This is a genomic window from Streptomyces sp. CA-181903 (assembly GCF_050937075.1).
Classification (GTDB): Bacteria; Actinomycetota; Actinomycetes; order Streptomycetales; family Streptomycetaceae; genus Streptomyces.
The window spans coordinates 7,109,240-7,131,372 of the sequence record NZ_JBNJLY010000001.1 but is presented as its reverse complement, the minus strand read 5'-3'; the positions used below and the strand labels follow the sequence as shown (position 1 = coordinate 7,131,372).

Below are 22,133 nucleotides of genomic sequence, written 5' to 3'. Positions count from 1 at the left end.
CCGTCCCGTGCGGTCCTCTTCAGTGCTCTCGGCTTTCAGCTCAGCTCTCTCTCCCGTCCTCTCGACACCGGTCGCCGGAACATCACAGGGCGACGTCGGACCTCGCGGGCCGCCAGCGGCCGAGCAAGGACCGCCCGGTTCTCCATCACCGTGCGACGGATCCTCCGTGCGCCGGACGACTCGCAGAAGGTGGCGCCCATGTCTGCCACAGACACGTCCGGGCCACCGGCCTACCCCTTCGGCCCGGTGGTCCGTCTCGACCTGCACCCCCGCTACCTGGAACTGTGCCGCAACGAGCCGGTCGCCAAGGTGCGGCTGCCCTACGGCGGTGACGCCTGGCTCGTCACCGGCTACCACGAGATCAAACAGTTCCTCGCCGACACCCGCTTCAGCTCGTTCGCGGCGACGGCCCCCGACACCGCGCGGGTGACGCCCCTGCCGCTGCGCCCGGGCAACCTGCTCAGCATGGACCCGCCGGACCACGGCCGGATCCGCAAGGTCGTCGCGCACGCCTTCCGGCCGCGCATCGTGTCGCAGCTCGCCGACCGCATGCGCGACCTCGTCACCAGCGAGCTGGACGCCATGGAGGCGGCCGGCCCGCCCGGCGACCTCGTACAGCGGCTGGCGATCCCGCTCCCCGTCCGGATGATCGTCGAGCTGTTCGGCGTCCCGTACGAGGACCGGGCGCAGTTCCGCAGGTTCTCCGACGTCTTCGTGGCCACCTCCGCGCACACCAAGGAGGAGATAGACGAGGCCCGCGACGGCCTGGAGGCGTTCCTGCGCCGGCTGATCAAGCAGCGCCGGGACAGCCGTTCCGACGACCTCATATCCGTGCTCATAGAAGCGCTGGACGACGGCAGGCTGTCCGAGGTCGAGGCGGTGCGGACGGGCATCGGCATCCTCATGGCCGGCCACGAGACGTCCCTCAGCATGATCTCCAACGTCTCCTTCCTGCTGCTCGCCCAGCGCGAGCTCTACGAGCGGCTCTGCGCGGACCGGTCGCTGCTGGACCCGGCGATCGAGGAGATGCTGCGCGTCATCCCGCTGCGCTCGGTGGGCAGTTTCCCGCGCCGTGCCGCCGAGGACGTGGAGATCGGCGGGGTGCCGATCCGCAAGGGCGACACCGTGATCTTCCAGCGGGCCGCCGGAGACCGGGACGAGCGCGTCTTCGAGGACCCGGACACCATCCGCTTCGACCGGGAGCACAACCCGCACCTCGGCTTCGGCCACGGGCAGCACTACTGCCTCGGCGCCAGCCTGGCCCGCGCCGAGCTCAAGGTGGCGCTGGAGGGGATCACCAGCCGGTTCCCCACCCTCCGGCTGGCCGTGCCGCCGGAGCAGGTCCCGTGGAAACCGGGACTGATCGCGCGGGCGCCGGAGGCGCTGCCCGTCACATGGTGAACCGGCCGTCTCCCGGTGGGCCGGGGCACGACGGCATGACACGACCGACCGAGGAAGGGCAGGGGATGAGTCGTACGACGTGTGCCATCGCCGGTGCGGGACCCGCCGGAATGATGCTCGGCATGCTGCTCGCCAGGGCCGGTGTGGAGACCGTGGTACTGGAGAAGCACGCCGACTTCCTGCGTGACTTCCGGGGTGACACGGTGCACGCCTCCACCCACCGCCTCATGGGCGAACTCGGTTTGGGGGACCGCTTCCGCAAGCTCCCCCACCACCGGATCCACCGCCTCCAGGTCGTCACCGACGACGGCGCCTACACCCTGGCCGACTTCCGCAGGCTGCCGGGCGAGTTCCCCTACATCACCTTCCTGCCGCAGTGGGACTTCCTCGACTTCCTCGTGGAGGAGGCCGACCGGTTCCCCAACTTCCGGCTGCTGCGCGAGAGCGAGGTCACCGGGATCCTGCGGTCCGGCAACCGGGTCACCGGCGTCCGCTACCGCGACGCCCAGGGGCGGGAGCACGAGCTGCACGCGGACCTCACGGTCGCCGCCGACGGCCGGCGCTCGGCGGTCCGCGCCGCGTCCGGGCTGCGGCACCGGGCGTTCGGCTCGGGCATGGACATCCTGTGGTTCCGGCTGTCCAAGCGCGACGAGGACCCGGGCGGCATGGTCGGCCGGCTTTCCGCCGACGGCAAACTGCTGGTCCGCATCGAGCGGCAGGGCCACTGGCAGGCCGCCCTCGCCGTCCGCAAGGGCGGCTACGAGCAGTTGCGCGCCGAGGGCCTGGAGGCGTTCCGGGAGTCGCTGGCCACGCTCAAGCCGTTCCTCGCCGACCGGGTGCACGAGGTGCGCACCTGGGACGACGTCAAGGTGCTCGACGTACAGATCGACCGGCTGCAACGGTGGTGGCGGCCGGGGCTGCTGTGCATCGGGGACGCGGCGCACACCATGTCGCCCATCATGGGCGTCGGCATCAACCTCGCCGTCCAGGACGCCGTCGCCGCCGCGAACATCCTGGCGCGGCCGCTGCGCGACGGGACGCTGGGGACCGAGCACCTGGAACAGGTCCAGCGCCGCCGCATGCCGCCGACGGTGGTCACCCAGCGCATCCAACGGGCCCTGCAGACCGGCTTCCTGGAACCGTGGATCAACGGGCAGGGGAAGTCCACCACCCCCCGGGTGCTGCGCGTCCTGCGGCGGCTGCCCCCGCTCCAGGGCGGCCCGGCCCGTGCGATGGCGATCGGGCTGCGCCCCGAGCACCCGGCCGCGGCACTCCGCTGAGCGACACCACACGTCCCACCCGCCGCAAGTCCCCTCGCGAACGGAGAACCCACGGCAATGCGCGTACTGATCACGACCACCCCGGGCACCGGCCACACCTATCCGCTGGTGGCGCTCTCCTGGGCGCTCCAGACGGCCGGTCACGAGGTCCTGGTCGCCTCCTGCGGTCCCGGCCTGGCCCTGGGCGAGGCGGGCGCGCGCACCGTGGACGTCGCGCCCGGCCTGTCCCTGGAGAAGATGGTCGGCCTGCTCGCCCAGCGCCACCCCGAGGTGGCCGGGAAGCTGCTCCAGGAGGCGGACGGCGCCGGCTACCTGGAGGTGGTCGGCGGCGCGGTCGCGGCGGCGCTGCGGCTCCAGCCGGAGATGACCGCCGCGGTGATCCGGACGGCCGAGGAGTGGCGGCCGGACGTGGTGGTGCACTCCCCGCTGCTGACACCCGGCATGGTGGCGGCGGCCAGGCTGGGGGTGCCCGCGGTACAGCACGGCTTCGGCTTCCTCAACCCGTCCGCCGAGCTGATGCGCGAGCTGCACGCCGACCTGTTCGAGGAGCACGGGGTGGACCTCCCCGAGGTCCGGGCCGTCGTCGACATCACCCCGCCGAGCGTCGTGCCCACCGAGCCGGGCGCGTGGCCGCTGCGGTACGTGCCCTACAACGGCAGCGGCCCGCTGCCGAAGCCGCTGTTCGACCTCCTCAACCGGGTGCCCGAGAGGCCGCGGATCGCCGTCTCGCTGGGCAGCGGGCCGGTGCCCGGGGAGGCGGCGCAGGTCATGGAGCGGATCCTGGCGACGGCACCCAAGACGGACGCCGAGTTCGTGGTCGTCCTGCCGCGCGTCGACCTGGAGCCGTTCGGCGCGCTCCCGGACAATGTGCACGCCTTCGACTGGGTGCCGTACAGCGCGCTGCTGGCCCGCTGTTCGGCGGTCGTCCACCACGCGGGACCGGGCACCGCGCTCGGTGCGATGGCCCACGGCCTGCCGCAGATCATGCCGGTCTTCAAGGGCCTGGGCCGGCCGGCCGTCGCCCGGCTCGTCGCCGACCGCGGGGTGGGCCGGGCGGTACGGCCGGAGGAGATCGGGCCGGAGCTGCTGGAGTCGGTGCTGGCGGACGAGGGCCTGCGGGCGGCCGCGGCGGAGGTCCGCGAGGAGATCCGGTCGATGCCGGCCCCGGCGGAGGTCGTGGGCCGGCTGGAGGAGCTGGTGGCCGGGGCCTGACGGCGGCGGGGGCCGCCCGGTGTCCGGGCGGCCCTCCGGTCCCCGTCCTGGTTTCCGGGCCGTCCGCGCCGGTTCGCACCCATGCGCGTCAGTCCACGGTCACCTTGACGATGCGGCCGGACGCCTCGACGGCGAACAGGTGGTGCTCGGGGTCGAGGCCGCCGAAGCCCTGGGCGGCGCGGACGCTGGTGGGCATGCGCAGGCCGGTCGCCAGGACGCAGGACCGGCCGGTGGCCGGGTCGACGCGGATCAGTTCACCGCTGCGGAAGCCCGCCACCACCAGATCGCCGCGGAAGTGCGTCAGGTCGTCCAGGAACTTGTCGTGCAGGGGATTGGGGGTGAGCCGGGCGACCGTGGTGTACCGGCCGGGGTCGTCGAGCGGTACGCGTACGATCCTGGACGTCGGGTCGGTGAGGACGCTGACGTAGAGCTGGTCCCCGACGATGTCCAGACCGTTGCTGCCGAAGACGGACGCCGCCTTGGTCCACGCCTCGTCCCGGGTGCCGTCCGGGCGTATCTTGAGGATCCCGGTGGACAGTTCGCGGCTGAGGTAGAGATTGCCGGCGGAGTCGACGGCGAGCCCGTTGATGCCGTATATCCCCTCCACCACCCGCTGTGGTCTCGGCTCGGCGGCGGCCGGGTCGAAGCGGACGACTCCGCCGCGCGGAGTCAGCGGGTTCACCCCGTAGTTGACATACATCATGCCGTCCGGGCCGCGCCGGATGCCGCCCGGCCCGGCCAGCCGGAAGCCGCCGCGCGGGGTGCCGTCGGGGGCGTACCCCTCGACCCGGTGCTTGGTCAGGTTCGAGACCCAGAGGGTGCCCCGGCCGTCGAATTCGAGGTTCTCCCGCCAGTCGAGCAGCGGGACGCCGCCCTCGCGGAACACCTCGACGCGGGCCCGCTGCCCGCAGGACGGCGAGGCCGCGCCGGCGAGCGTGCCGGGCGCGGCCGTGGCCGCCCCGGTCCCTCCGGCCGTCAGCGCGGCCAGCAGGCCGGCCACCACCATGGTCGAGCGCATGCGCATGCTGTCTTCCCTCCGGTCGTGCGGGTGTTCACGGGGTACGGCATGAGCCGGGAGGCGGCGTCGACGCGGCCGCGTTCCGGGGGCCGGGCGCCGTCGGGGGCCGGGCGCCGTCGGGGGACGGACGCCCCGGGGGCCGGGTGCCGGACGTGTGCGGGGCCGGGTGCCGGGCGTGCGCGGGGCCGGGTGCCGGGCGTGCGCGGGGCCGGGTGCCGCCCAGCTCCCCGGGCCGGGCATCGCCGCCGGCTGGAAGCGGGCGGCTGCCAGAAGCGGGCACCAGCCAGAAGCAGGCGGCGCCCGGAAGCAGGCGCCGGTGCGCCGGCACGGTCGCGTACCCCGGCGCCGCCGTCGGCCCCGCCGGCCACGGCCGCGCGGCGGTTCAGTCGGCCGCCGCGACGCGGAAGCGGATCCCCGCGGCGGTGAGCCGCTCCGTCAGGGCGTCGCCCATCGCCACGGCGGTCGTCACCTGCCCTGCGGTCGCGGGGAGTTCGTCGTGCGCGAGGCACAGCGCCGCCTCAGCGAACATCACGGCGGTCTCCCCGTACCCCGGGTCGCCGCCCGCGACCTCGGTCAGCACCCGGCGCCCGCCGCCCTCGCCGACGAACCGGACCCGGAACCAGCTCCGGGCCCGCCGCTCGGCGTCCGGCCCCCGCCCGGCCGGGTAGCGGTCCGCCACCCAGCCCCGGAACGCCGGGACTTGGGCGGCGGCGACGAAGCCGGCGATCCCCACCGGGGCGGCCAGCGCGACCGGCAGCGTCCGCACCGCCGCGTAGTGCCGGTAGCGGAAGTCGGGCCCGTACCGCTCCAGCGCGGCGGCCGAACGCCGTACGACCTGGGGGTCGATGGTCGGCAGCGGCAGCGCCCAGGCGCCCGTCTCCCGGCTGAACCGCGGCCCGCCCAGCGGCACCCTGACCCGGCGGCCGGACGCGGGCCGCGGCTCGTACCGCCGCCGCTCCCGCGCGGCGGCCAGCGTCTGCCGGCCGCGTCCCGCGACGGTCAGGGAGGAGGCCAGCGTGCCGCCGGAGAACGCGCCCCGGGCCCGGACGAAGCCGTCGACGCGCAGCGGTACGCCCTCCGGCAGGTGGCGGACGGTGTAGTACACGCCGAGGTCGTACGGGACCGAGTCGAAGCCGCAGCTGTGCACGATCCGCGCGCCCGTCTCGCGGGCCCGCGCGTCGTGCCGCAGGTACATGGAGTCGACGAACTCGGCCTCGCCGGTGAGGTCCAGGTAGTCGGTGCCCGCCGCCGCGCACGCGGCGACCAGCGCCTCGCCGTGGTGGACGTACGGGCCCACGGCGGTGGCGACGACGTGGGCGGACTCGGCGAGGGCGCGCAGCGCGGCCGGGTCGTCGGCGGCGGCGGTGAGCAGGGCGGGCGCGGAGCCGGACCCGTCGGCCAGCCGCTCCCGCAGCCGTTCCAGCTTCGCCCGGTTCCGCCCGGCCAGGGCCAGGCGGCAGCCTTGTGGCGCGTGGGCCAGGAGGTACGCGGCGGTGAGTTCGCCGACGAAGCCGGTCGCGCCGAAGAGGACGACGTCATAGGGCCGCCGGGGGCCGCCGTCCACCCTCTTCCCGGCTCCGTTCACGGGACTTCTTTCGTCACTGCTCTCGGCACTGCTCATGGCACCTCCTGCGCCGGGCCGGATCACCGCGGCCGCTCGCCGCCCGCACGTGATCCGCAACCCTCACAGAGCCGCCGCTCCGCCGTCAACAGCGCCTGCCCGCCCGCCTTCCGGGACGCGGCGGCCGTGCCCTCCGGGGCTCAGCGCCCGCCGGCGACGACCGGGTAGTGGTCGGAGAGGTCGGTGTAGGTGTACTCCTTGCCCCAGCTCGACACGGTCCAGGGCGCGGACCGCTCCTGGACCACCGTGTTCGTCCACCCGGCGGGCCGGGCGTGGCCCTTGCGGTGCAGGACGTGGTCCAGGTCCTCCCGGGCGTCGTTGGGGTACCGGTACGCGGCGATGGAGTTCTCGCGGGTGTCGAAGGAGTACGGGTGGCCGGTGCGCGCCTCCGCCGGGTCGAGGTCCGCGTCGGCGAGCAGGGAGGTGAACTCGGCGCTGCGGGAGTCGACGTTGAGGTCTCCGGCGACGATGACCTGCTCGCTCGCCGGGATGTGCTTGGCGTCGAGGAAGGCGTCGATCTGCCGGAACTGCCGGGCGCGGTCCGCCGCGGCCTCCCCCGCCGCGCAGCCGCCGTCCGTGGACTGCGTGTGGGTGCCGACGACGTGCACCCGGGTGCCGCCGACGTTCAGGACGACGTACGCGAAGCCCTTGTTGGACCACTTGTCGGAGCCGCAGGCGTCCTTGTAGACGACCTGTTCCTTGCGGACGATGGGCCACTTGCTGAGCACGGTCACCCCGCCGTCCTCGGGGTGAGCGCCGAGTAGGCGCCGCCGGTGGCGTCCCAGCCGTCCTTGGAGCGGCCGACGACGGGCGTCTGGTACGGGTAGCGGTCGGCGGCGCGGGCCTTGAGCGCGTCGGAGGCGTCGTTGTCGAACGCCTCCTGGAGGACGACGACGTCCTGTCCCTGGAAGAAGCCCGCGGCGGGGATCGCCTCGGCCCGGTGCCGCTGTCCCCAGTTCGGGTAGAGGTTCGTGCTCATGAGGAAGGTGTTGTAGGTGAGCACCTTCAGCCCCGGCACGGCAGGGTCGGGCGCGGCCGTGCCGACGGCGCCCGCCGGGTGCGCGAGGGCGGCGGCGGTCAGCAGGGCGGCGGCGAGGGTGGTCGCCGCACGGGTGGGGCCGGGGAGCTGCACGGGGTCTCCTGAGCTGGTGGGGGCTGAGCGCGACGTGGGGTGCGTCGCGGCACAGCGAAGCGCTCGTGGGTGACGTCCGGGCGACCGGGAGGTGAGCGGGGGCTTCCGGGGGCGGAACGGCCGGGGGTGGCGGCCCGTACGGCCCCGGCATGTAGTTCTTCTGTTGGCCCGCTTAAGAAATCCTCGATGGACGCCAGGGGCATCACTGGGCACATTGGTGCGCGCGAACCCATCGGTGCGCACAGAACCACCACGGCCGCCGCCGGCCCGGTGCCGACCCCCCTAGGAGCCACCGTCCATGAAGGCACTCGTCAAGCACAAGGCCGAGCCGGGTCTGTGGCTCATGGACGTTCCCGAGCCGGAGATCGGTGCCGGTGACGTCCTGATCCGGGTGCTGCGCACCGGCATCTGCGGGACGGACCTGCACATCCGCTCCTGGGACGGGTGGGCCCAGGGTGCCGTCAAGACGCCGCTGGTGCTCGGGCACGAGTTCGTCGGCGAGGTGGCCGAGGTCGGCGCGGGCGTCCGGGACATCGCGGTCGGCGACCGGGTGAGCGGCGAGGGCCACCTCGTCTGCGGCAAGTGCCGCAACTGCCTGGCCGGCCGCCGCCACCTGTGCCGCAGCACGGTCGGCCTCGGCGTCGGCCGGGACGGTGCCTTCGCCGAGTACGTCGCGCTGCCGGCCTCCAACGTCTGGGTGCACCGGACCGAGGTCGACCTGGACGTCGCCGCGATCTTCGACCCGTTCGGCAACGCCGTGCACACCGCGCTGTCCTTCCCGCTGGTCGGCGAGGACGTCCTGATCACGGGCGCGGGCCCGATCGGCATCATGGCCGCGGCCGTGGCGAAGCACGCCGGCGCCCGCAACGTGGTGATCACCGACGTCAGCGAGCCGCGCCTGGACCTGGCCCGCAAGGCCGGTGCCACCCTGGCCTGCAACGTGGCCGAATCCTCGATCGCCGACGCGCAGCGCACGCTGGGCCTGCGCGAGGGCTTCGACGTCGGCCTGGAGATGTCCGGCCGGCCCGAGGCGCTCCAGGACATGATCGCCAACATGACGCACGGCGGCCGGATCGCCATGCTGGGCCTGCCCGCGCAGGAGTTCCCCGTCGACTGGGCGAAGCTCGTCACGTCCATGATCACCATCAAGGGCATCTACGGCCGTGAGATGTTCGAGACGTGGTACGCGATGACCGTGCTGCTGGAGGCCGGTCTGGACCTCAGCCCGGTGATCACCGGCCGGTACGGGTACCGGGACTTCGACGCGGCCTTCGACGAGGCCGCCACCGCACGCAGTGGCAAGATCATCCTCGACTGGACCGCCTGACCACCTCCGGCGCCCTCCGTCCCGCCTCGCCCCAACCCTTCAAGGAGCCTGTCCCCGATGTTCGACTCCGTCCGCGACGACCTCCGCGCCACGCTCGAAGAGATCCGCGAAGCCGGCCTCTTCAAGCCGGAGCGTGTGATCGGCACGCCGCAGAGCGCCTCCGTCAGCGTCACCGCCGGCGGCGCCCCGGGCGACGTCCTCAACTTCTGCGCCAACAACTACCTGGGCCTCGCCGACCACCCCGAGGTCGTCGCCGCCGCCAAGGACGCCCTCGACCGCTGGGGCTACGGCATGGCGTCGGTCCGCTTCATCTGCGGCACGCAGGACGTCCACAAGGAGCTGGAGGCACGCCTGTCGGCGTTCCTCGGCCAGGAGGACACGATCCTCTACTCCTCCTGCTTCGACGCCAACGGCGGCGTCTTCGAGACGCTGCTCGGCCCCGAGGACGCCGTCATCTCCGACGCCCTCAACCACGCCAGCATCATCGACGGCATCCGCCTCTCCAAGGCCCGCCGCCACCGCTACGCCAACCGCGACCTGGCCGACCTGGAGAAGCAGCTCCAGGACACGCGGGACGCCCGCCGCCGTCTGATCGTCACCGACGGCGTGTTCTCCATGGACGGCTACGTCGCCCCGCTCCGCGAGATCTGCGACCTGGCCGACCGCTACGACGCCATGGTCATGGTGGACGACTCGCACGCCGTCGGCTTCGTCGGTTCCGGCGGCCGCGGCACGCCCGAGCTGCACGGCGTCATGGACCGGGTGGACATCATCACCGGCACCCTCGGCAAGGCCCTCGGCGGCGCGTCCGGCGGCTACGTCGCGGCCCGCGCCGAGATCGTGGCGCTGCTGCGGCAGCGTTCGCGCCCGTACCTGTTCTCGAACTCCCTCGCCCCGGTCATCGCCGCCGCCTCCCTCAAGGTCCTCGACCTGCTGGAGTCCGCCGGCGACCTGCGGGACCAGCTGAACGCCAACACGGCGCTGTTCCGCCGCCGGATGACGGAGGAGGGCTTCGAGATCCTGCCCGGCGACCACGCGATCGCCCCGGTGATGATCGGCGACGCGGCCCAGGCGGGCCGGATGGCCGAACTGTTGCTGGAGCGCGGCGTGTACGTGATCGGCTTCTCGTACCCGGTGGTCCCGATGGGCGCCGCCCGGATCCGCGTGCAGCTGTCGGCCGCGCACTCGACCGCCGACGTCGAGCGGGCCGTGGCCGCGTTCGTCGACGCGCGGGCGGCGCTCAAGGGCTGACCCGTCCCGATGTCCGGCCGGGCTCGGGGACCGGCCGGACCCTGGCAAAATTGGCCGGGTGATCGACCCCGGCGACTGCGCGTCCTGCGGGCCGTGGCGGACCACCGTACGGTGACCGCCGCGGCCGCGGCGCTGTACCTCACCCCGTCCGCCGTCTCCCAGCAGCTCGCCGCCCTGGAGCAGGAGACCGGCCACGTGCTGCTGACCCGCAGCGGCCGGGGCGTGCGGCTCACTCCCGCGGGGGAGATCCTGCTCGGCCACGCCCACCGGGTGGTGGCCCAGCTCGAACGGGCCGAGGCCGAGCTCGCCGCCTACGCCGACGGTACGGCGGGCGAGCTCACGGTGGCCGCCTTCGCCACCGGCATCGCGGAGGTGCTGGCGCCGGTGATCGCCCTCCTCTCCGGGCGCCACCCCGGCATCCGGCTCCGGGTCCGAGACGCCGAGGGCGACGAGAGCCTGCCGCTGGTCATGGACGGGGTCGCGGACGTCGCCCTGGCCGTCGAGTACCGGGGCGCGCCGCGCGAGGACGACCTGCGGCTGGTCCGCGTCCCGCTCTACGCCGAGCCGTTCGACGCGGTGCTGCACACCTCCCATCCGCTGGCCGGCGAGCCGCACGTCCGTCTCGACGAGCTCGCCGACAGCGACTGGATCGCCCCCTACCCCGGCAACCCGTGCCACGACATGACGGTCCTCGCCTGTGAACTGGCCGGTTTCCAGCCGCGGTTGGCGCACTCCTCGGACGACTTCCGGGCGGTCGCGGCACTCGCCGGGGCGGGCGCCGGGGTGGCTCTCGTGCCCCGCTCCGCGCTGTCGGGCATGAACCTCAAAGATGTCGTGGTGCGTCCCGTCGAGGGCGTCACGCCGACCCGCCGCGTCTTCGCCGCCGTCCGCCGGGGCGCGGAACGGCATCCGCTGATCCGTCCGGTGCTGGAGGCGCTGGGCGAGGTGGCGGGGTCGCTGTCGGCGTCCTGATCCGGCCCGTCAGCGGAGCGGCGCGGGGACCGGGCAGGTGACGTCCGCCGCCGGGAGCTGCCCTCCGTCCAGATAGGCGTTGACGATCCGGTCGGCGCAGGGGACGGCCGTCCGGCCCTCCGCGCCGCGCCCGTAGACGCCGTGGGACCGGATGTCCGCCGTCACCAGACGCGAGCCGGTGAGCCTGCGGTGCAGCGCGAGGGCGCCGTCGTAGGGGACGTTGCCGTCCCGGCGGGCCTGGAGCATCAGGACGGGCACGTCGTTGGCGATCCGGGTGCCGGGCTCCCGGGGGCGGGTCTTCCAGAAGGCGCAGGGGGCCGTCATGTCGTTGACCAGCGGGCCGAAGACGGGCTGGGCGGCCCGGCCGCGGACGATGTTCCGCCAGTACGCCTCCGGGTCGGCGGGCCAGCCGCCCGCGGGCCAGCCCCCGTCGCCGCACATGAAGAGGGCGCCGCCGTTCAACCCGTCCCGCGCTTCCGGTGTTTCGAGGAAGGCGAGCAGTCCGGCGAGTTCCGGGCCGGGCTCGACCGGCCGTCCCGCCGCCGCGTCGACGAGGGTGCGGACGGTACGGGCGAGCACCGGGTCGTTCTCCTGGTGCTGGACGAACTGCCGCAGGATCAGGCGCAGCAGGGGCGCGCCGAGCCGGGCGCGGCCGACGGGCACGGGCCGCCGCTCGGCGCCGTCGAGCAGCCGCTCCACGGTGGCGCGCACCTCGGGGCCGGTGCGGCCGAGCCGGTAGGTGTCCGCGTGCTGGGCGGTCCCGGCGGCCCATTCGTCGAGCCCGCGTTCCAGCGGCTCGCCCGAGCGGCGGAACAGCTCGTACTGGGTGGCGCCGGGATCGCTGGAGGAGTCGATGACGAGGCGGTCCACCCGGCGCGGGAACAACTGGGTGTAGACGGCGCCCAGGTCGGCGCCGTAGGAGACGCCGTAGTACGACAGTTCCGGCTCGCCGAGCGCGGCGCGGATCGCGTCCATGTCGCGGGCGACGTCTCGGGTGGAGGCGTACGGGAGCAGCGCGGTGTTGCCCGTGGGGCGGGCGCAGCGTTCTGCGGTCGACCGGGAGCGCCGCAGGCCGTCCTCGAAGTCGGCGCGGGGCGAGGTGACGGGCCGGGGCGGACCGGCGGGACCGGCCGGGGCGCAGTGGAGCGGGGTGCTGTCGCCGAGGAACCGGGGGTCGAAGCCGATCAGGTCGTAGCGGTCGGCCACGCCCTTCAGGGTCTTCCGCAGTTCCAGGGTGGTGGCCAGGCCCGTTCCGCCGGGGCCGCCGGGGTTGGACAGCAGGACGCCCCGCCGGTGCGCCGGGTCCTTGGCCCTCACCCGGGAGAGCGCGATCCGGATCGTCCGGCCGCCGGGGTCGGCGTGGTCGAGGGGGACGGGGAGCGAGGCGCACTCCGCTCCGGCGGCGGCCAGGTCTTTCCGTTCCGGCGGACAGGGGTGCCAGGCGAGTGGAGGTGGGGCAGCCGCGGGCCGGGCCGCTGCGGGTGTGGCGGGTGTGTCCGGTGTGGTGGGTATGGCGGTGCTGACGGGTATCGCGCCGCCGAGGAGGCCGGTCAGGCCGAGGCCGGCGGCGAGCAGGGGGAGGCCGCGCATGGTGCTCCAGGTGGTGAGGGGAAGGGAGGTGGGCAACGACCTTAGGGAGGCGGGCGGGAGGGGTGCCATCGGGTCGGCCGGTGTGTGGCGAGGGGGGTTGTCCCTACTCTCCGGAACGCACCGGAACCCACCGGAACCCACCGGACGCGCGGCTGGTCCGAGCGGACGGTGTGGCGGCGCGTCGGCGGCCGTGGGCCGACCGGCGGGCGTCGTCCGGGTGGATGACCGGGGGCCGTCGTTGGAGTGGATGACCAGAAGTGGTTCAGCCGTTCGGGCGATACCGGTCATTGCCTATGTCCTGCGCTACCTCGTTCAGGGGAATCGGTGTGTGCGCGGGACGGGCGGTGTGGGGTTTCCGACCGCCGAGGACGGCAACACGGGCAGGGACGGCCTTCCGGGAAGGAGTCCCCCGTGGTTTTCACCGCCCTGCTCATCCCTCCCCTGCTCCTCGGCCTCATCTTCGCCCTCTCGGGATACGAGGATCGGATGCTGGGTGAGGCGCGAACGCCCGACGCGGGTGCGCCCGATGCGGGTACGCCCCGTCTCGCGCCCGCGAAACGTCACCTCAGCGTCGTGCGGGACCTCCCCTCCGAGGCGCCCGGCTCGTCCGGCGCCCCCGGGGAGCGCGTCGGCCGGCATCGCCGGCACGCGGCGTGACACGCGGTCCGGGGCCCGTCCGGCATTTCCGCCGTCCGGCCGGGCCGGCTCCGGACCGCGCCGCGCCCGGCGCCCGGGAACCGTCGGCGGCAAGGCTCAGCCCTTCGCCCCGAACGGCACCGTGACGCAGGCCAGCCGCGCCCCCGCCGTCCCGGCGTGGCCGGCGCGGGTGTCGGTGGCGTGTTCGTGGAGGACCACCGAACGGGCCTCACCCGGGCGGACCCGCCAGGCGACGGCCGTCTCGGCGCGGGCGGCGCCGTGGGCGTCGGTGGTGACGTCGAGCCAGACCTCGTTGCGGGGGTTGGCGTAGGCGGGATCGACCGAGGGCTGCACCGGATCCTTGACGTTCTGGTAGTGCGGCCCCGCGTCGTCGGGCTTCGGCCCGCACGCCTGGCGGTGCACATGGGCCCCGAACGTCCGCCCGGCGGGCAACCCCTGGAGGCGCAGGACGAACCGGGTGCCCCCGCCGTGCGCCGGACGCTCCGCCACCCGGACCCGCGCGCCCCCGGGCACGGCGTCGGGCGCGTAGGTGACGGCGGCGCCGCCCGATCGCGTACGGAAGGTCTCGGCGACGGTGACGGCGTCGCGCCCGGGGCCGTAGCCGTTGGCGGGATCGGAGCCGAGGCCGGCGGCGGGTACCACCGCCAGGAGGGCGGCGGCAGCGGCCACTGCGGATGCGGAGATCATGTTCCTCCCTCTTCCCCGGCGGGAGACCCGCCTCACCGATCGCGGAGCGCGGTTCCGCCCCGCACGTCACCGGCCGTCGACCGGTCGCGGTACCCGGCCGCGATACCCGGCCGACCGGTGCGCTACCCCGTCGGGCCCCCGGTCAGACCCGGGCGGCGTCGGCGCTTCGGGGTTTCCGCAGCACGGGAGCGGCGCCGCGCCCGGCGCACGGTGCGTCGGGGGGCGTGCGTCGGGAAGCGAACGGCGCGTTCACCCGGCGCTACCGGACCGGCCGGGACCGCACACGGGCCCGGCCCGGCGCGCGCATTTCCACGCGCGCCCCGGCCGGGCCCCGAGTCCTTCCGGCCGGCGTCCCTAGCGCGGGAAGGGCTTGGACGCGTCCTCGTCCGCCTTCATGCACCAGTGGAGCTTCTTCGACAGGGCGTCCGCCTGGGCCAGGGTGTGCCGGGCGGCCTCGCGCTGTCCGCGGCGCTTCTGCTCGGCCGCCTTCTGCTTCAGCTGGGCGATCTGCTGCCGCATCTGCGCGGGGTGGCAGGTGATGGTGGCCGCGGTGGCCGTCTGGGCGGGCAGGGTCATGGCGACCGTGCCACCGGCCATGAGGGCGCTCACGGCGAGCGCGGCTATGCGTCGGCGCATGTGTTTCTCCAACTTCCGGTCCGGGCCCCTTCGTGGGGGATCCGTGGCCTCCGAGGGACAGGAAAGCCGACCCCCGCCGGTTACCCACGGTGGTCGACGACGCGGAGCGTAATGGAGATCGCCAACGCGGGAAGCCGGCAAGTCGGGCAGAGGACACGATCCCGGAACATAAGATTCCCGTGGCCTGGCTCACGCCATCCGTGGCCGGATCACTCCCCTGTCCCGCGGCACCCGCCCAGAACGCCCGAAGCCTCCCTCCAGGCCGTCACATGCACGACGAGCCGATATGGGTCGTCATCCGTGGCGCGCAGCATCAACTGCCTGACAGCGGTGTCCCGCTCGTGCACCGGGTACCGGGCCGCGTCGGGGCTGGGCTCGCGCACCACGGCTCGCAGAGGCAGCTGCCGACAGCACCGGCGGAACGCGCGGCGGCGTGACCTCTGCGGGCGCTTGTGTGCCTGCGGCATGGAGACCTGGCTACCGCGTTCGATGCCGAGCAGGACGATCCGTACGTGCCCGGAGTGCACGCCACAGGGCCGAGCAGAGGCGGCAAGGCCACTGCGCGGCGTGCTGCCCGGCCGCGGGGGCCGTGACCGGGGGTGTGTCGGGGCGGTGAGGGGAGCGGCCGGAGGGGCAGTTGAGCGGTGGACTCCTGTGCGAGGATGCCGGGCGTGACCGGTTATGTGGTGAGCTTTCTGCTCGGCCTGGGGCTGGGCGGGCTGGGCCCGGTACTGCGCCGTCGCCGGACCGGCGCGGTGCGACCGCCCGTCGCGGTGCAGGAGTCGGTGACCGCCTTCGGGGAGGAGGTGGCCGCTCTGGAGATCGAAGCCGATGATACGGACGTCTCCGCGGTTGTCCTGAAGGAGTACCAGGCGGCGCTGGAGGCCTACGGCCGGGCCAGTGCGGCGCGCACGGAATCCGATGCGCTGACCGCCCTGCGCGATGGCCGCGCCGCCGTGATCCGTCTCGACGCCCGACGCGAGGGCCGGCCGGTCCCGATCGACGCTCTCCCGCCGGCCCCCGTCCCCGGCCGTCCGCGAGTGCTCACCGGCACCGGCGAACGCCATGTGGCGACCGGTTCCGGCGGCGGGAGAACGGAGGTGCTCATCGACCGCCCTGAGCCCGGCCGTCCTGCCCTGGTCGAGGTCGATGTGACCGGCGGCGGCAACTTCGAATTGAAGACCGTGACGCGCACCGAGGAACTGGTCCGCACCGGCCAGTCCCTGATCTGGACCTCCGGTGAGTACCGCGGCCGTTATTACCTGCCCGCGGACGTCACCCACCTGCGCGTCACCACCGACAACAGCCGCCGCAACCACCGTTGGTCGACTCGGGTCCTCCCGTTGTCGGCCGCGACGGTGCTTGCCACCGAACACCGCGGCCACGGTGACGAGGTGCTCCGCTACAACGGCGGCCCGGCGTTGGCCATCGTCCAGATCCAGACTGATGCCTACTGGAGCGTCGACTACGTATGCCAGTGCCTGCAACCCTGGTACGGCTGCGGTTGCCGCTCACCCACATGGCCCGTGAACACTCCCGGGGACGGTGCAGTGTCCGGCTCGGGCGAAGGGCGCCGTACCCTGCGGCTGCCCCGCCCCGGCTTCCTGGTCATCCACGGGGGCCCTTGGTACCTGACCACCCAGCAGGTGGCCATCCCGTCGCCCCCGCCCAGATGGCGCCGGTGGCGCCGCTGACCAGCACGGCGAAGACCTCGGCAAGGCGGCGAAAGCGACCGGAACCGAACCTACGGTGATCGCCGGGCACTTGTGGGAGTGCTCCGTCGGCCGGGCGAGTGCCGCATGGCCGCAGCGGCCGTCGTCACGTCATGGGAAGGGAGTGCGACGATGACCGCGGACTTGGTGGTGTTCCTTCGAGACCGTCCTGACGAGGACGAGCGTGCCGCCCGCACCGTGCTCGGCGCGCGGTGGGTCCGTCGAACGAATATGGCCGGCGCCCACGCCGACGACGCCCGCGGCGATCGCCCGTACGGGACACCGATCGCCGACTGCCGCCGCGTGTCCGCCGGATACGAGCGCCGGGCGGCCATCGCCGAGCACATCGTTCGCCACCAGCCTGCCCGCGTCCTCGTGGAGGTGGAGGCGAAGCGGAGGTCACGGATGCTTACGCGGCAGTGCCGGAGGAACTCCGGCCGCTGCGGACCCGGATGCGCGCCACGTTCGCCGAGGACGCGGCGACGACGTCGCGCGGGTGCACCGCCGGGAGAGCGAGCTGATCGAGCGGTCCATGCTCCTTGCGCAGTGGCTCGGACTCTCGCCCTACGGCGGCTTCATCGGCCTCGCCCACGCCGTTGTTCAAGTCGGCCAAGCAGACGTGTTCACCTGCGCTGAGCGGATCCGCCACTGGCGTATCTGATCGCGTCCGGGGCGGCGGCACCGATGCACCCACGGACCTCAGACGTGGAGCTCCGGCGGGAATCCGGTCCATCGGAGCTCGGCGGGGAGGTGGCCGGTGTCGTTGAAGAGGAGGACCGCTGGGGGGCCGTCGGGTATGTAGCGGATGACGGTCAGAGCGGCGTGGGCGTGATTGACGCCCAGCCATCGCCACTTGGGCGCGTCGAAGGCGGCTCGAACGAGCCAGCCCGCAAGGAAGTTGTGGGTGACCACAAGCTCGTGGCGCGGTCCGTCGCCGACGACAGGTCCGGTGAATTCCGCGAGCGCCGCCGCCGCGAGCCCGGGGCCCTGCTCGCGTTCCTCAGCCGTGAACCGGTCCAGGAACCTGAGCCAGGCGTCGGGCGCCTCCGGGGGCAGCTCTTCGCGAGTCGGCAGGTAGGGGAGGTAGTCGCCGGCCCTTTCGGAACGACGGCGAGGAATGTCGCCGAGCCGTTCACCGACCAGCCGGGCGGTCTGTTCAGCACGGGCCAGAGGCCCGTGGTGGATTGTTGCCAGCGGAACCCCACGGAGCCGCTCTCCCAGCAAGGCGGCCTGGTGGCGGCCCGCATCCGTCAGTTGGCTCTCGTCCGACGACGCCTCGGCGTGGCGAGTGAGATAGAGGTAGCGAGCAGCCATACCGGGCATGGGCGCATCCTTCAGTGAAGTCGATCTTGCGGTTCGTGAAAGGACGCCGAGCAGCGTGGGCCGGTTCCACAAACGGTGGGGGCGGGCTTCACCCGGATCAGCGCGTCCCAGGGTCCGGAAAAACGGGCCCCATCGAATCCGCGCCCTCGTCTTCGCCGAGACCACCGCCCCTGAGTCGCGCAGTGGCCGCGAACCGCCGGTCGGCCGGGTTCGAGGCGCGGAAGCTGTAGCGGCCCGGCCGGGCGTAAATCCGGGCGGAGTTGAGCCTTGGGATGACACAGGAGAAGTCGGAATGGGGCAGCGCCCCCTATTCGTCGCAGGTTTCCCGGCGCACAGCTTCTCCGGGCTCGGGAACCGCGGCCGAAAGCCCAAGATGCCGCTATTGAACAGGAGTCGATGCTCAGTGAGTGACATCTGCGGTGCGTCGGTCCGCTGCCCGAGGGCGTAGCACCGCGACCCGCCGACGCGCCCCGGCTGTCAGGCCGGGCCCTTCCGCCGCAGCCAGGCCGGCCGTACCGGTACGCCATCCGCGTCCACGGCGGGCTCGTCCGGCGCGAGCCCGGGTCGGGTCTTCGCTTCCGGCTCGGGCTCCGGGGTGGTCGGCTCCGCCGGGGCGGCGCTGTCCTCCAGCAGTTCCGCGACCGTGAACCGAGTGGCATGGGACTGCCACGAACCGTCGATGACCAGCAGGAAGCCGTCGGCATTACGGAAAAGGCGCCGGCGCTTGTGGCTGAGTGGGTGATCCGGCCGGTACTCCCGGGCAATCTTCTCCAGCCGCGCCAGCGCGTCCGCCCGCTCCCCCCTCACCTGCGCCGACACGCGCGCCTCGGCGTGCTTGCGGTCCCCCGTTCCCACAGTCGATTCGACGATCGGCCCCCATGTCGCCATGTCCCCGCCCTCCTTCTTCGCCAACGGTGAGGTTGGCCCGCGGTGACGGCATCGGTCTCGTCGGGCCGACTCGGTCCGGAGACGAGCCGGGTGGCCTGTCGCCCAGCCTGCCGGCAGCCGGGCCGTGCGGTGCGCATGCGGACCGGCTACGAAGAAGCCCTGGTCCGCCACGGCCTCGGCGTGCGCGCCGCGTGGGTGGCGGAGAGACGCGGCCGGTGGCTGCGCCCCGGCGGAGGCGGCTATGGCCCCCGGCGCCCCGGCCACCGCCACCACCGCCGCCGTCTGTCCGGCTCCGCGGCCTCGTCAAAAGGCCATCGGGCGACACCCGGTTGGCTACGGTGTCTCCTGCATGGGGAAGGCCATCAGGGTCACGCTCACGGGCGCCGTTCCGGGCGCGCGCGGCGGGCGGGCGGCATCATGCAGTTCCATCGCGATGTCGGCGAGCTTCTGCCGGGCCTGTTCCCATGCCTTCGGCTCCATCCACAGTTCCGCGTCGACCGTCACCCCCTGCCTTCCGGATGTCGGCGCGCGGAGCGCTCCTTGAGTGCGCGCGCCAAGGCCGTTCCCAGCAAGTGGGCCCCGTCGTTCCGGTCGGACAGCGGTGATCCGTGGACGGTGCGGTAGCGGCGTTCCCGGCCTCCGCGGCGGGTGCGTTCCTCGGCCAGTTCGACCAGCCCGACTGCGTCCAGGTTCCGGAGATGCCGACTGGCCAGGGCGTGGGAGATGCCCAGTTCGCGGGAGAGCTCGGCGGCGGACATCGGTCCGGGCCACATGAGCGTGAGCATCCGCAACCGCACGGGATGGGCGAGTGCTCTCAGGACGGGGTCTGCGTCCAAGACGGGGTCTGCGTCGGTCACACCAGCCAGTAAAGCGCATGCGGTTACGACGACCACTACCCCCAACGAAATCGTTGGGGGTAGTGTGCCGAAGTCCGACGGGGCTTGACGAGGGGGCTGGCTATGTCCGCGGGCCTGTTCACGGTGCTGCGAGAACGCAATGCCCGTCTCTACCTGACGGGAGTGATCATCTCCGGCTTCGGGGACTCGGCCATGCTCCTGGCCGCCGGGGTCTGGGTGAAGGAACTCACCGGTTCCAGCAGCCTCGCCGCCCTTGTGACCTTCTGCTCCTGGGCACCGGCCCTGGCCGGACCGTTCATCGGCACCCTGGCAGACCGAATGCGCCGCCGCACCCTCTTGATCACCACGAACCTTGTCCTGGCCGTGGTGATGACGGCACCGCTCGCCGTGCGCTCCTCGCAAGACATCTGGTTGCTCTTCACCGTGCTGACCATGGTGGGCACGGGAACCGTGCTCATGGACGCCGCCGAGACGGCGCTGGTCGCATCAGCCGTTCCCGGTGAACTACGCGGAGACTTCAACGGCCTGGTCCGCACCGCGATCGAGAGCAGCAAACTCCTCGCTCCCCTGATCGGCGCGGCCCTTTTCACCGTTCTCGGCGGGCCCGCCGTCGCTCTGCTCGACGCACTGTCCTTCCTCCTGGGCGCCGCAGCATTCAGCTTGATCCACGTGCGTGAACCCAAGCCCGCCCACCGGCCACGGCGGAACTGGACCGCCGACGCCGCGGCAGGGGTCCGCTTCCTGCGGGGGCATCCGATGCTGCGCTCCCTGGTTCTCGCGGCCGGCTGCGCCATGGCGGCATCCAGCCTCAGCAACACGGCCACATACGCCCTCATCGACACCGGACTGCATCAGCCCGCGGCATTCGCCGGCGTCCTCAACTCCGTCCAGGGGCTGGGATCGATCGTCAGCGGCCTGGCGGCCGGCGCGCTTCTGCGCCGCGTTCCGGCACGCGCCCTGTCTGCCATCGGGATCGCCCTTTTCGCCATCGGCGCCCTGGCCCGGCTCACCACTCTCGTCCCCGTCGTCCTGGGCGGCAGCCTGCTCATCGGCCTGGGCCTGCCCTGGCCGCTCATCAGCGCACTGACCACAGTGCAGAAGAAAACGCCGGATGAACTCCTCGGCCGGGTGGCGGCCACGGCGAACACGCTGGTCTTCGCCCCGACCGGTCTCGCCCTCCTCGCGGGCACGGCCATGGTCGCGGCCGTCGACTACCGGGGGCAACTCGTCGCGGCAGGCGCGCTCGCCCTGTCAACAGCTCTACTGTTGACGATCACCGCCCGTACCCCGCGTCGACACGATCCGGCCGGATCGTGCACCAGTCATCACCGGCACGAGACGGATGTCGTGCGTGGGTGAGCAGAGGGGATGAGCCCTGAGATCGGCATGGGGCTTGTGCGTCCCCCCGCGCCCGACCCGCCCCGCCCCGATGTGACCCGGCCCACTCCCCCGCCGCCTTGACGCGACCCTCATGTAATCGATTACCTGAGCTCACCCACCCCACGAAAACGATTACACGACGGAGGCCCCGCCCATGGCGACCATCAAGGACGTGGCCGGCCGGGCCGGTGTGTCCGTGGCCACCGTGTCGCGGGTGCTCAACGGCCGGTCCCCCGTGGCCGCGACCCGGGACCGCGTCCTCGCCGCCGTCGCCGAGCTCGGGTACCGGCCCAACGTGGTGGCGCGGGCGCTGCGGACGGCGCGGACGAGGACGTTGGGGCTGGTCATCAGCGACCTGCGGAACCCCTTCTTCACCGAACTGGCCGACGCCGTCGAGCAGGAGGCCCGCCGGCTCGGCTACAGCCTGATCATCGGCAACGCCGGGGAGAGCCCGGAACAGCAGGACGACCAGCTCCGCACCCTCCTCGACCGCCGTATCGACGGGCTGATGGTCAGCTCCGCCGGCACCGGTTCGGAGGTGCTGCGCGAGATCGTCGCCTCCGACACGCCGCTCGTCCTGCTGGACCGGTCGGTGCCCGGCGTGGCGGCGCCCTGCGTCCGCGCCGAGGGGCGGGCCGCGCTCACCGAACTCGCCGCGCACCTCGCCGCGTTGGGGCGTCGTCGCCCCGCCGTGATCGTCGCGCCGGCCGGTACGCCCGTCGGGGACGAGCGGCTGGAGTGCTTCCGTGCGGCGCTCGCCGCGCACGGCGTCGCGCTGCCGCCGGAACGCGCCGTCGGATCGCCGGACATGACGCCGGCCGGGGGCCGCCGCGTGATGCGGGACCTGCTCGACCTGCCGGAGCCGCCGGACGCCGTGCTGGCCGCCGACAACCTGATGGCGCTCGGCGCGCTGGACGAGGTCCGGGCGCGCGGGCTGCGGATCCCGGACGACGTGGCGCTGGTGTCGTTCGACGACGTGGCCTGGTTCGCGCACACCGACCCGCCGCTGACGGCCGTCGCCCAGCCGACGCGGGAGCTCGGACGGGCGGCGGTGCACAGCCTGCTGGAGCGCGTCGAGGGCCGCCCAGCCGAGTCGGTGCTGCTGCCGGCCCGGCTGGTGGTGCGCCGTTCCTGCGGCGAACCGGCGTGACCGACGGCGCGCTCCGACCGCGCACTGCCGTCCGAGTGC

General features: G+C 73.3%; 20 protein-coding genes and 1 pseudogene. 11 read left to right on the top strand and 10 right to left on the bottom strand.

Annotated elements, in window-relative coordinates:
* Nucleotides 1–198: 198 nt before the first annotated feature.
* From ACQEVS_RS31610 to ACQEVS_RS31600, 3 genes are all read left to right on the top strand, one after another.
* Nucleotides 199–1,401 carry a cytochrome P450 gene (locus ACQEVS_RS31610; protein ID WP_433026525.1) on the top strand — a complete coding sequence of 401 codons (1,203 nt, stop codon included), beginning with the start codon at nt 199–201 and terminating at the stop codon, nt 1,399–1,401.
* A gap of 65 nt (nt 1,402–1,466) precedes the next feature.
* Nucleotides 1,467–2,681 carry an FAD-dependent oxidoreductase gene (locus ACQEVS_RS31605; protein WP_433026522.1) on the top strand — a complete coding sequence of 405 codons (1,215 nt, stop codon included), beginning with the start codon at nt 1,467–1,469 and terminating at the stop codon, nt 2,679–2,681.
* Nucleotides 2,682–2,738: 57 nt separating this feature from the next.
* Nucleotides 2,739–3,893, top strand: coding sequence for a nucleotide disphospho-sugar-binding domain-containing protein (locus ACQEVS_RS31600; RefSeq protein WP_433026519.1), 1,155 nt, complete (start codon nt 2,739–2,741; stop codon nt 3,891–3,893).
* Between the two features lie 88 nt (nt 3,894–3,981).
* Here ACQEVS_RS31600 and ACQEVS_RS31595 read toward each other — a convergent pair whose 3' ends face one another.
* The 3 genes and pseudogenes from ACQEVS_RS31595 to sph form a co-directional block, all read right to left on the bottom strand.
* Nucleotides 3,982–4,917, bottom strand: a complete 936-nt coding sequence (locus ACQEVS_RS31595) for an SMP-30/gluconolactonase/LRE family protein (protein WP_433026516.1) — start codon at nt 4,915–4,917, stop codon at nt 3,982–3,984.
* Nucleotides 4,918–5,293: 376 nt separating this feature from the next.
* A complete protein-coding gene (locus tag ACQEVS_RS31590; RefSeq protein WP_433026513.1) occupies nt 5,294–6,532 on the bottom strand; it encodes a saccharopine dehydrogenase family protein in 1,239 nt (412 codons plus the stop codon).
* Nucleotides 6,533–6,672: 140 nt separating this feature from the next.
* Nucleotides 6,673–7,664: pseudogene (gene sph, locus ACQEVS_RS31585) on the bottom strand (sphingomyelin phosphodiesterase).
* 298 nt (nt 7,665–7,962) lie between these two features.
* On the opposite strand from sph, the gene tdh reads away from it, so the two are divergent.
* Genes tdh through ACQEVS_RS31570 form a run of 3 tightly spaced genes read left to right on the top strand, consistent with a single transcriptional unit; the run spans nt 7,963 to nt 11,214 of the window.
* Entirely contained in the window at nt 7,963–8,991 is a 1,029-nt protein-coding gene (tdh, locus tag ACQEVS_RS31580; RefSeq protein WP_433026510.1) for an L-threonine 3-dehydrogenase, read from the top strand.
* A gap of 57 nt (nt 8,992–9,048) precedes the next feature.
* Nucleotides 9,049–10,242 (top strand): glycine C-acetyltransferase, encoded by a 1,194-nt coding sequence (locus ACQEVS_RS31575; RefSeq protein ID WP_433026507.1) that lies wholly within the window; start codon nt 9,049–9,051, stop codon nt 10,240–10,242.
* 9 nt (nt 10,243–10,251) lie between these two features.
* Nucleotides 10,252–11,214, top strand: a complete 963-nt coding sequence (locus ACQEVS_RS31570) for a LysR family transcriptional regulator (protein WP_433026504.1) — start codon at nt 10,252–10,254, stop codon at nt 11,212–11,214.
* 9 nt (nt 11,215–11,223) lie between these two features.
* On the opposite strand, the gene ACQEVS_RS31565 is transcribed toward ACQEVS_RS31570, so the two are convergent.
* On the bottom strand, nt 11,224–12,804 hold the full coding sequence (locus tag ACQEVS_RS31565; protein ID WP_433028108.1) for an alpha/beta hydrolase: 1,581 nt from the start codon (nt 12,802–12,804) through the stop codon (nt 11,224–11,226).
* Nucleotides 12,805–13,215: 411 nt separating this feature from the next.
* Here ACQEVS_RS31565 and ACQEVS_RS31560 point away from each other — a divergent pair, with 411 nt between their 5' ends.
* Nucleotides 13,216–13,461, top strand: a complete 246-nt coding sequence (locus ACQEVS_RS31560; protein WP_433026501.1) for a hypothetical protein — start codon at nt 13,216–13,218, stop codon at nt 13,459–13,461.
* A 96-nt stretch (nt 13,462–13,557) separates the two neighbouring features.
* On the opposite strand, the gene ACQEVS_RS31555 is transcribed toward ACQEVS_RS31560, so the two are convergent.
* Together ACQEVS_RS31555 and ACQEVS_RS31550 are read right to left on the bottom strand one after the other, a co-directional pair.
* Nucleotides 13,558–14,148, bottom strand: coding sequence for a superoxide dismutase family protein (locus ACQEVS_RS31555; RefSeq protein WP_433026498.1), 591 nt, complete (start codon nt 14,146–14,148; stop codon nt 13,558–13,560).
* A 354-nt stretch (nt 14,149–14,502) separates the two neighbouring features.
* Entirely contained in the window at nt 14,503–14,784 is a 282-nt protein-coding gene (locus ACQEVS_RS31550; RefSeq protein WP_185945052.1) for a hypothetical protein, read from the bottom strand.
* Between the two features lie 671 nt (nt 14,785–15,455).
* On the opposite strand from ACQEVS_RS31550, the gene ACQEVS_RS31545 reads away from it, so the two are divergent.
* On the top strand, nt 15,456–16,478 hold the full coding sequence (locus ACQEVS_RS31545; RefSeq protein ID WP_433026495.1) for a hypothetical protein: 1,023 nt from the start codon (nt 15,456–15,458) through the stop codon (nt 16,476–16,478).
* A 105-nt stretch (nt 16,479–16,583) separates the two neighbouring features.
* Nucleotides 16,584–17,132: a DUF6221 family protein gene (locus ACQEVS_RS31540; protein WP_433026492.1), complete on the top strand. Its 549-nt coding sequence runs from the start codon at nt 16,584–16,586 to the stop codon at nt 17,130–17,132.
* A gap of 63 nt (nt 17,133–17,195) precedes the next feature.
* On the opposite strand, the gene ACQEVS_RS31535 is transcribed toward ACQEVS_RS31540, so the two are convergent.
* From ACQEVS_RS31535 to ACQEVS_RS31520, 4 genes are all read right to left on the bottom strand, one after another.
* The gene (locus tag ACQEVS_RS31535) at nt 17,196–17,819 is read right to left on the bottom strand and encodes a histidine phosphatase family protein (RefSeq protein WP_433026489.1); all 624 of its coding nucleotides are present in this window, start codon (nt 17,817–17,819) and stop codon (nt 17,196–17,198) included.
* 477 nt (nt 17,820–18,296) lie between these two features.
* Nucleotides 18,297–18,707 (bottom strand): hypothetical protein, encoded by a 411-nt coding sequence (locus ACQEVS_RS31530; protein WP_433026486.1) that lies wholly within the window; start codon nt 18,705–18,707, stop codon nt 18,297–18,299.
* A gap of 333 nt (nt 18,708–19,040) precedes the next feature.
* Nucleotides 19,041–19,211 (bottom strand): hypothetical protein, encoded by a 171-nt coding sequence (locus tag ACQEVS_RS31525; RefSeq protein WP_433026483.1) that lies wholly within the window; start codon nt 19,209–19,211, stop codon nt 19,041–19,043.
* Nucleotides 19,208–19,564, bottom strand: coding sequence for an ArsR/SmtB family transcription factor (locus ACQEVS_RS31520; RefSeq protein ID WP_433026480.1), 357 nt, complete (start codon nt 19,562–19,564; stop codon nt 19,208–19,210). Before ACQEVS_RS31520 ends, ACQEVS_RS31525 begins: the two co-directional genes overlap by 4 nt.
* 102 nt (nt 19,565–19,666) lie before the next feature.
* Here ACQEVS_RS31520 and ACQEVS_RS31515 point away from each other — a divergent pair, with 102 nt between their 5' ends.
* Entirely contained in the window at nt 19,667–20,923 is a 1,257-nt protein-coding gene (locus ACQEVS_RS31515) for an MFS transporter (RefSeq protein WP_433026477.1), read from the top strand.
* Between the two features lie 175 nt (nt 20,924–21,098).
* Nucleotides 21,099–22,094 (top strand): LacI family DNA-binding transcriptional regulator, encoded by a 996-nt coding sequence (locus ACQEVS_RS31510; protein WP_433026474.1) that lies wholly within the window; start codon nt 21,099–21,101, stop codon nt 22,092–22,094.
* Nucleotides 22,095–22,133: the final 39 nt, after the last annotated feature.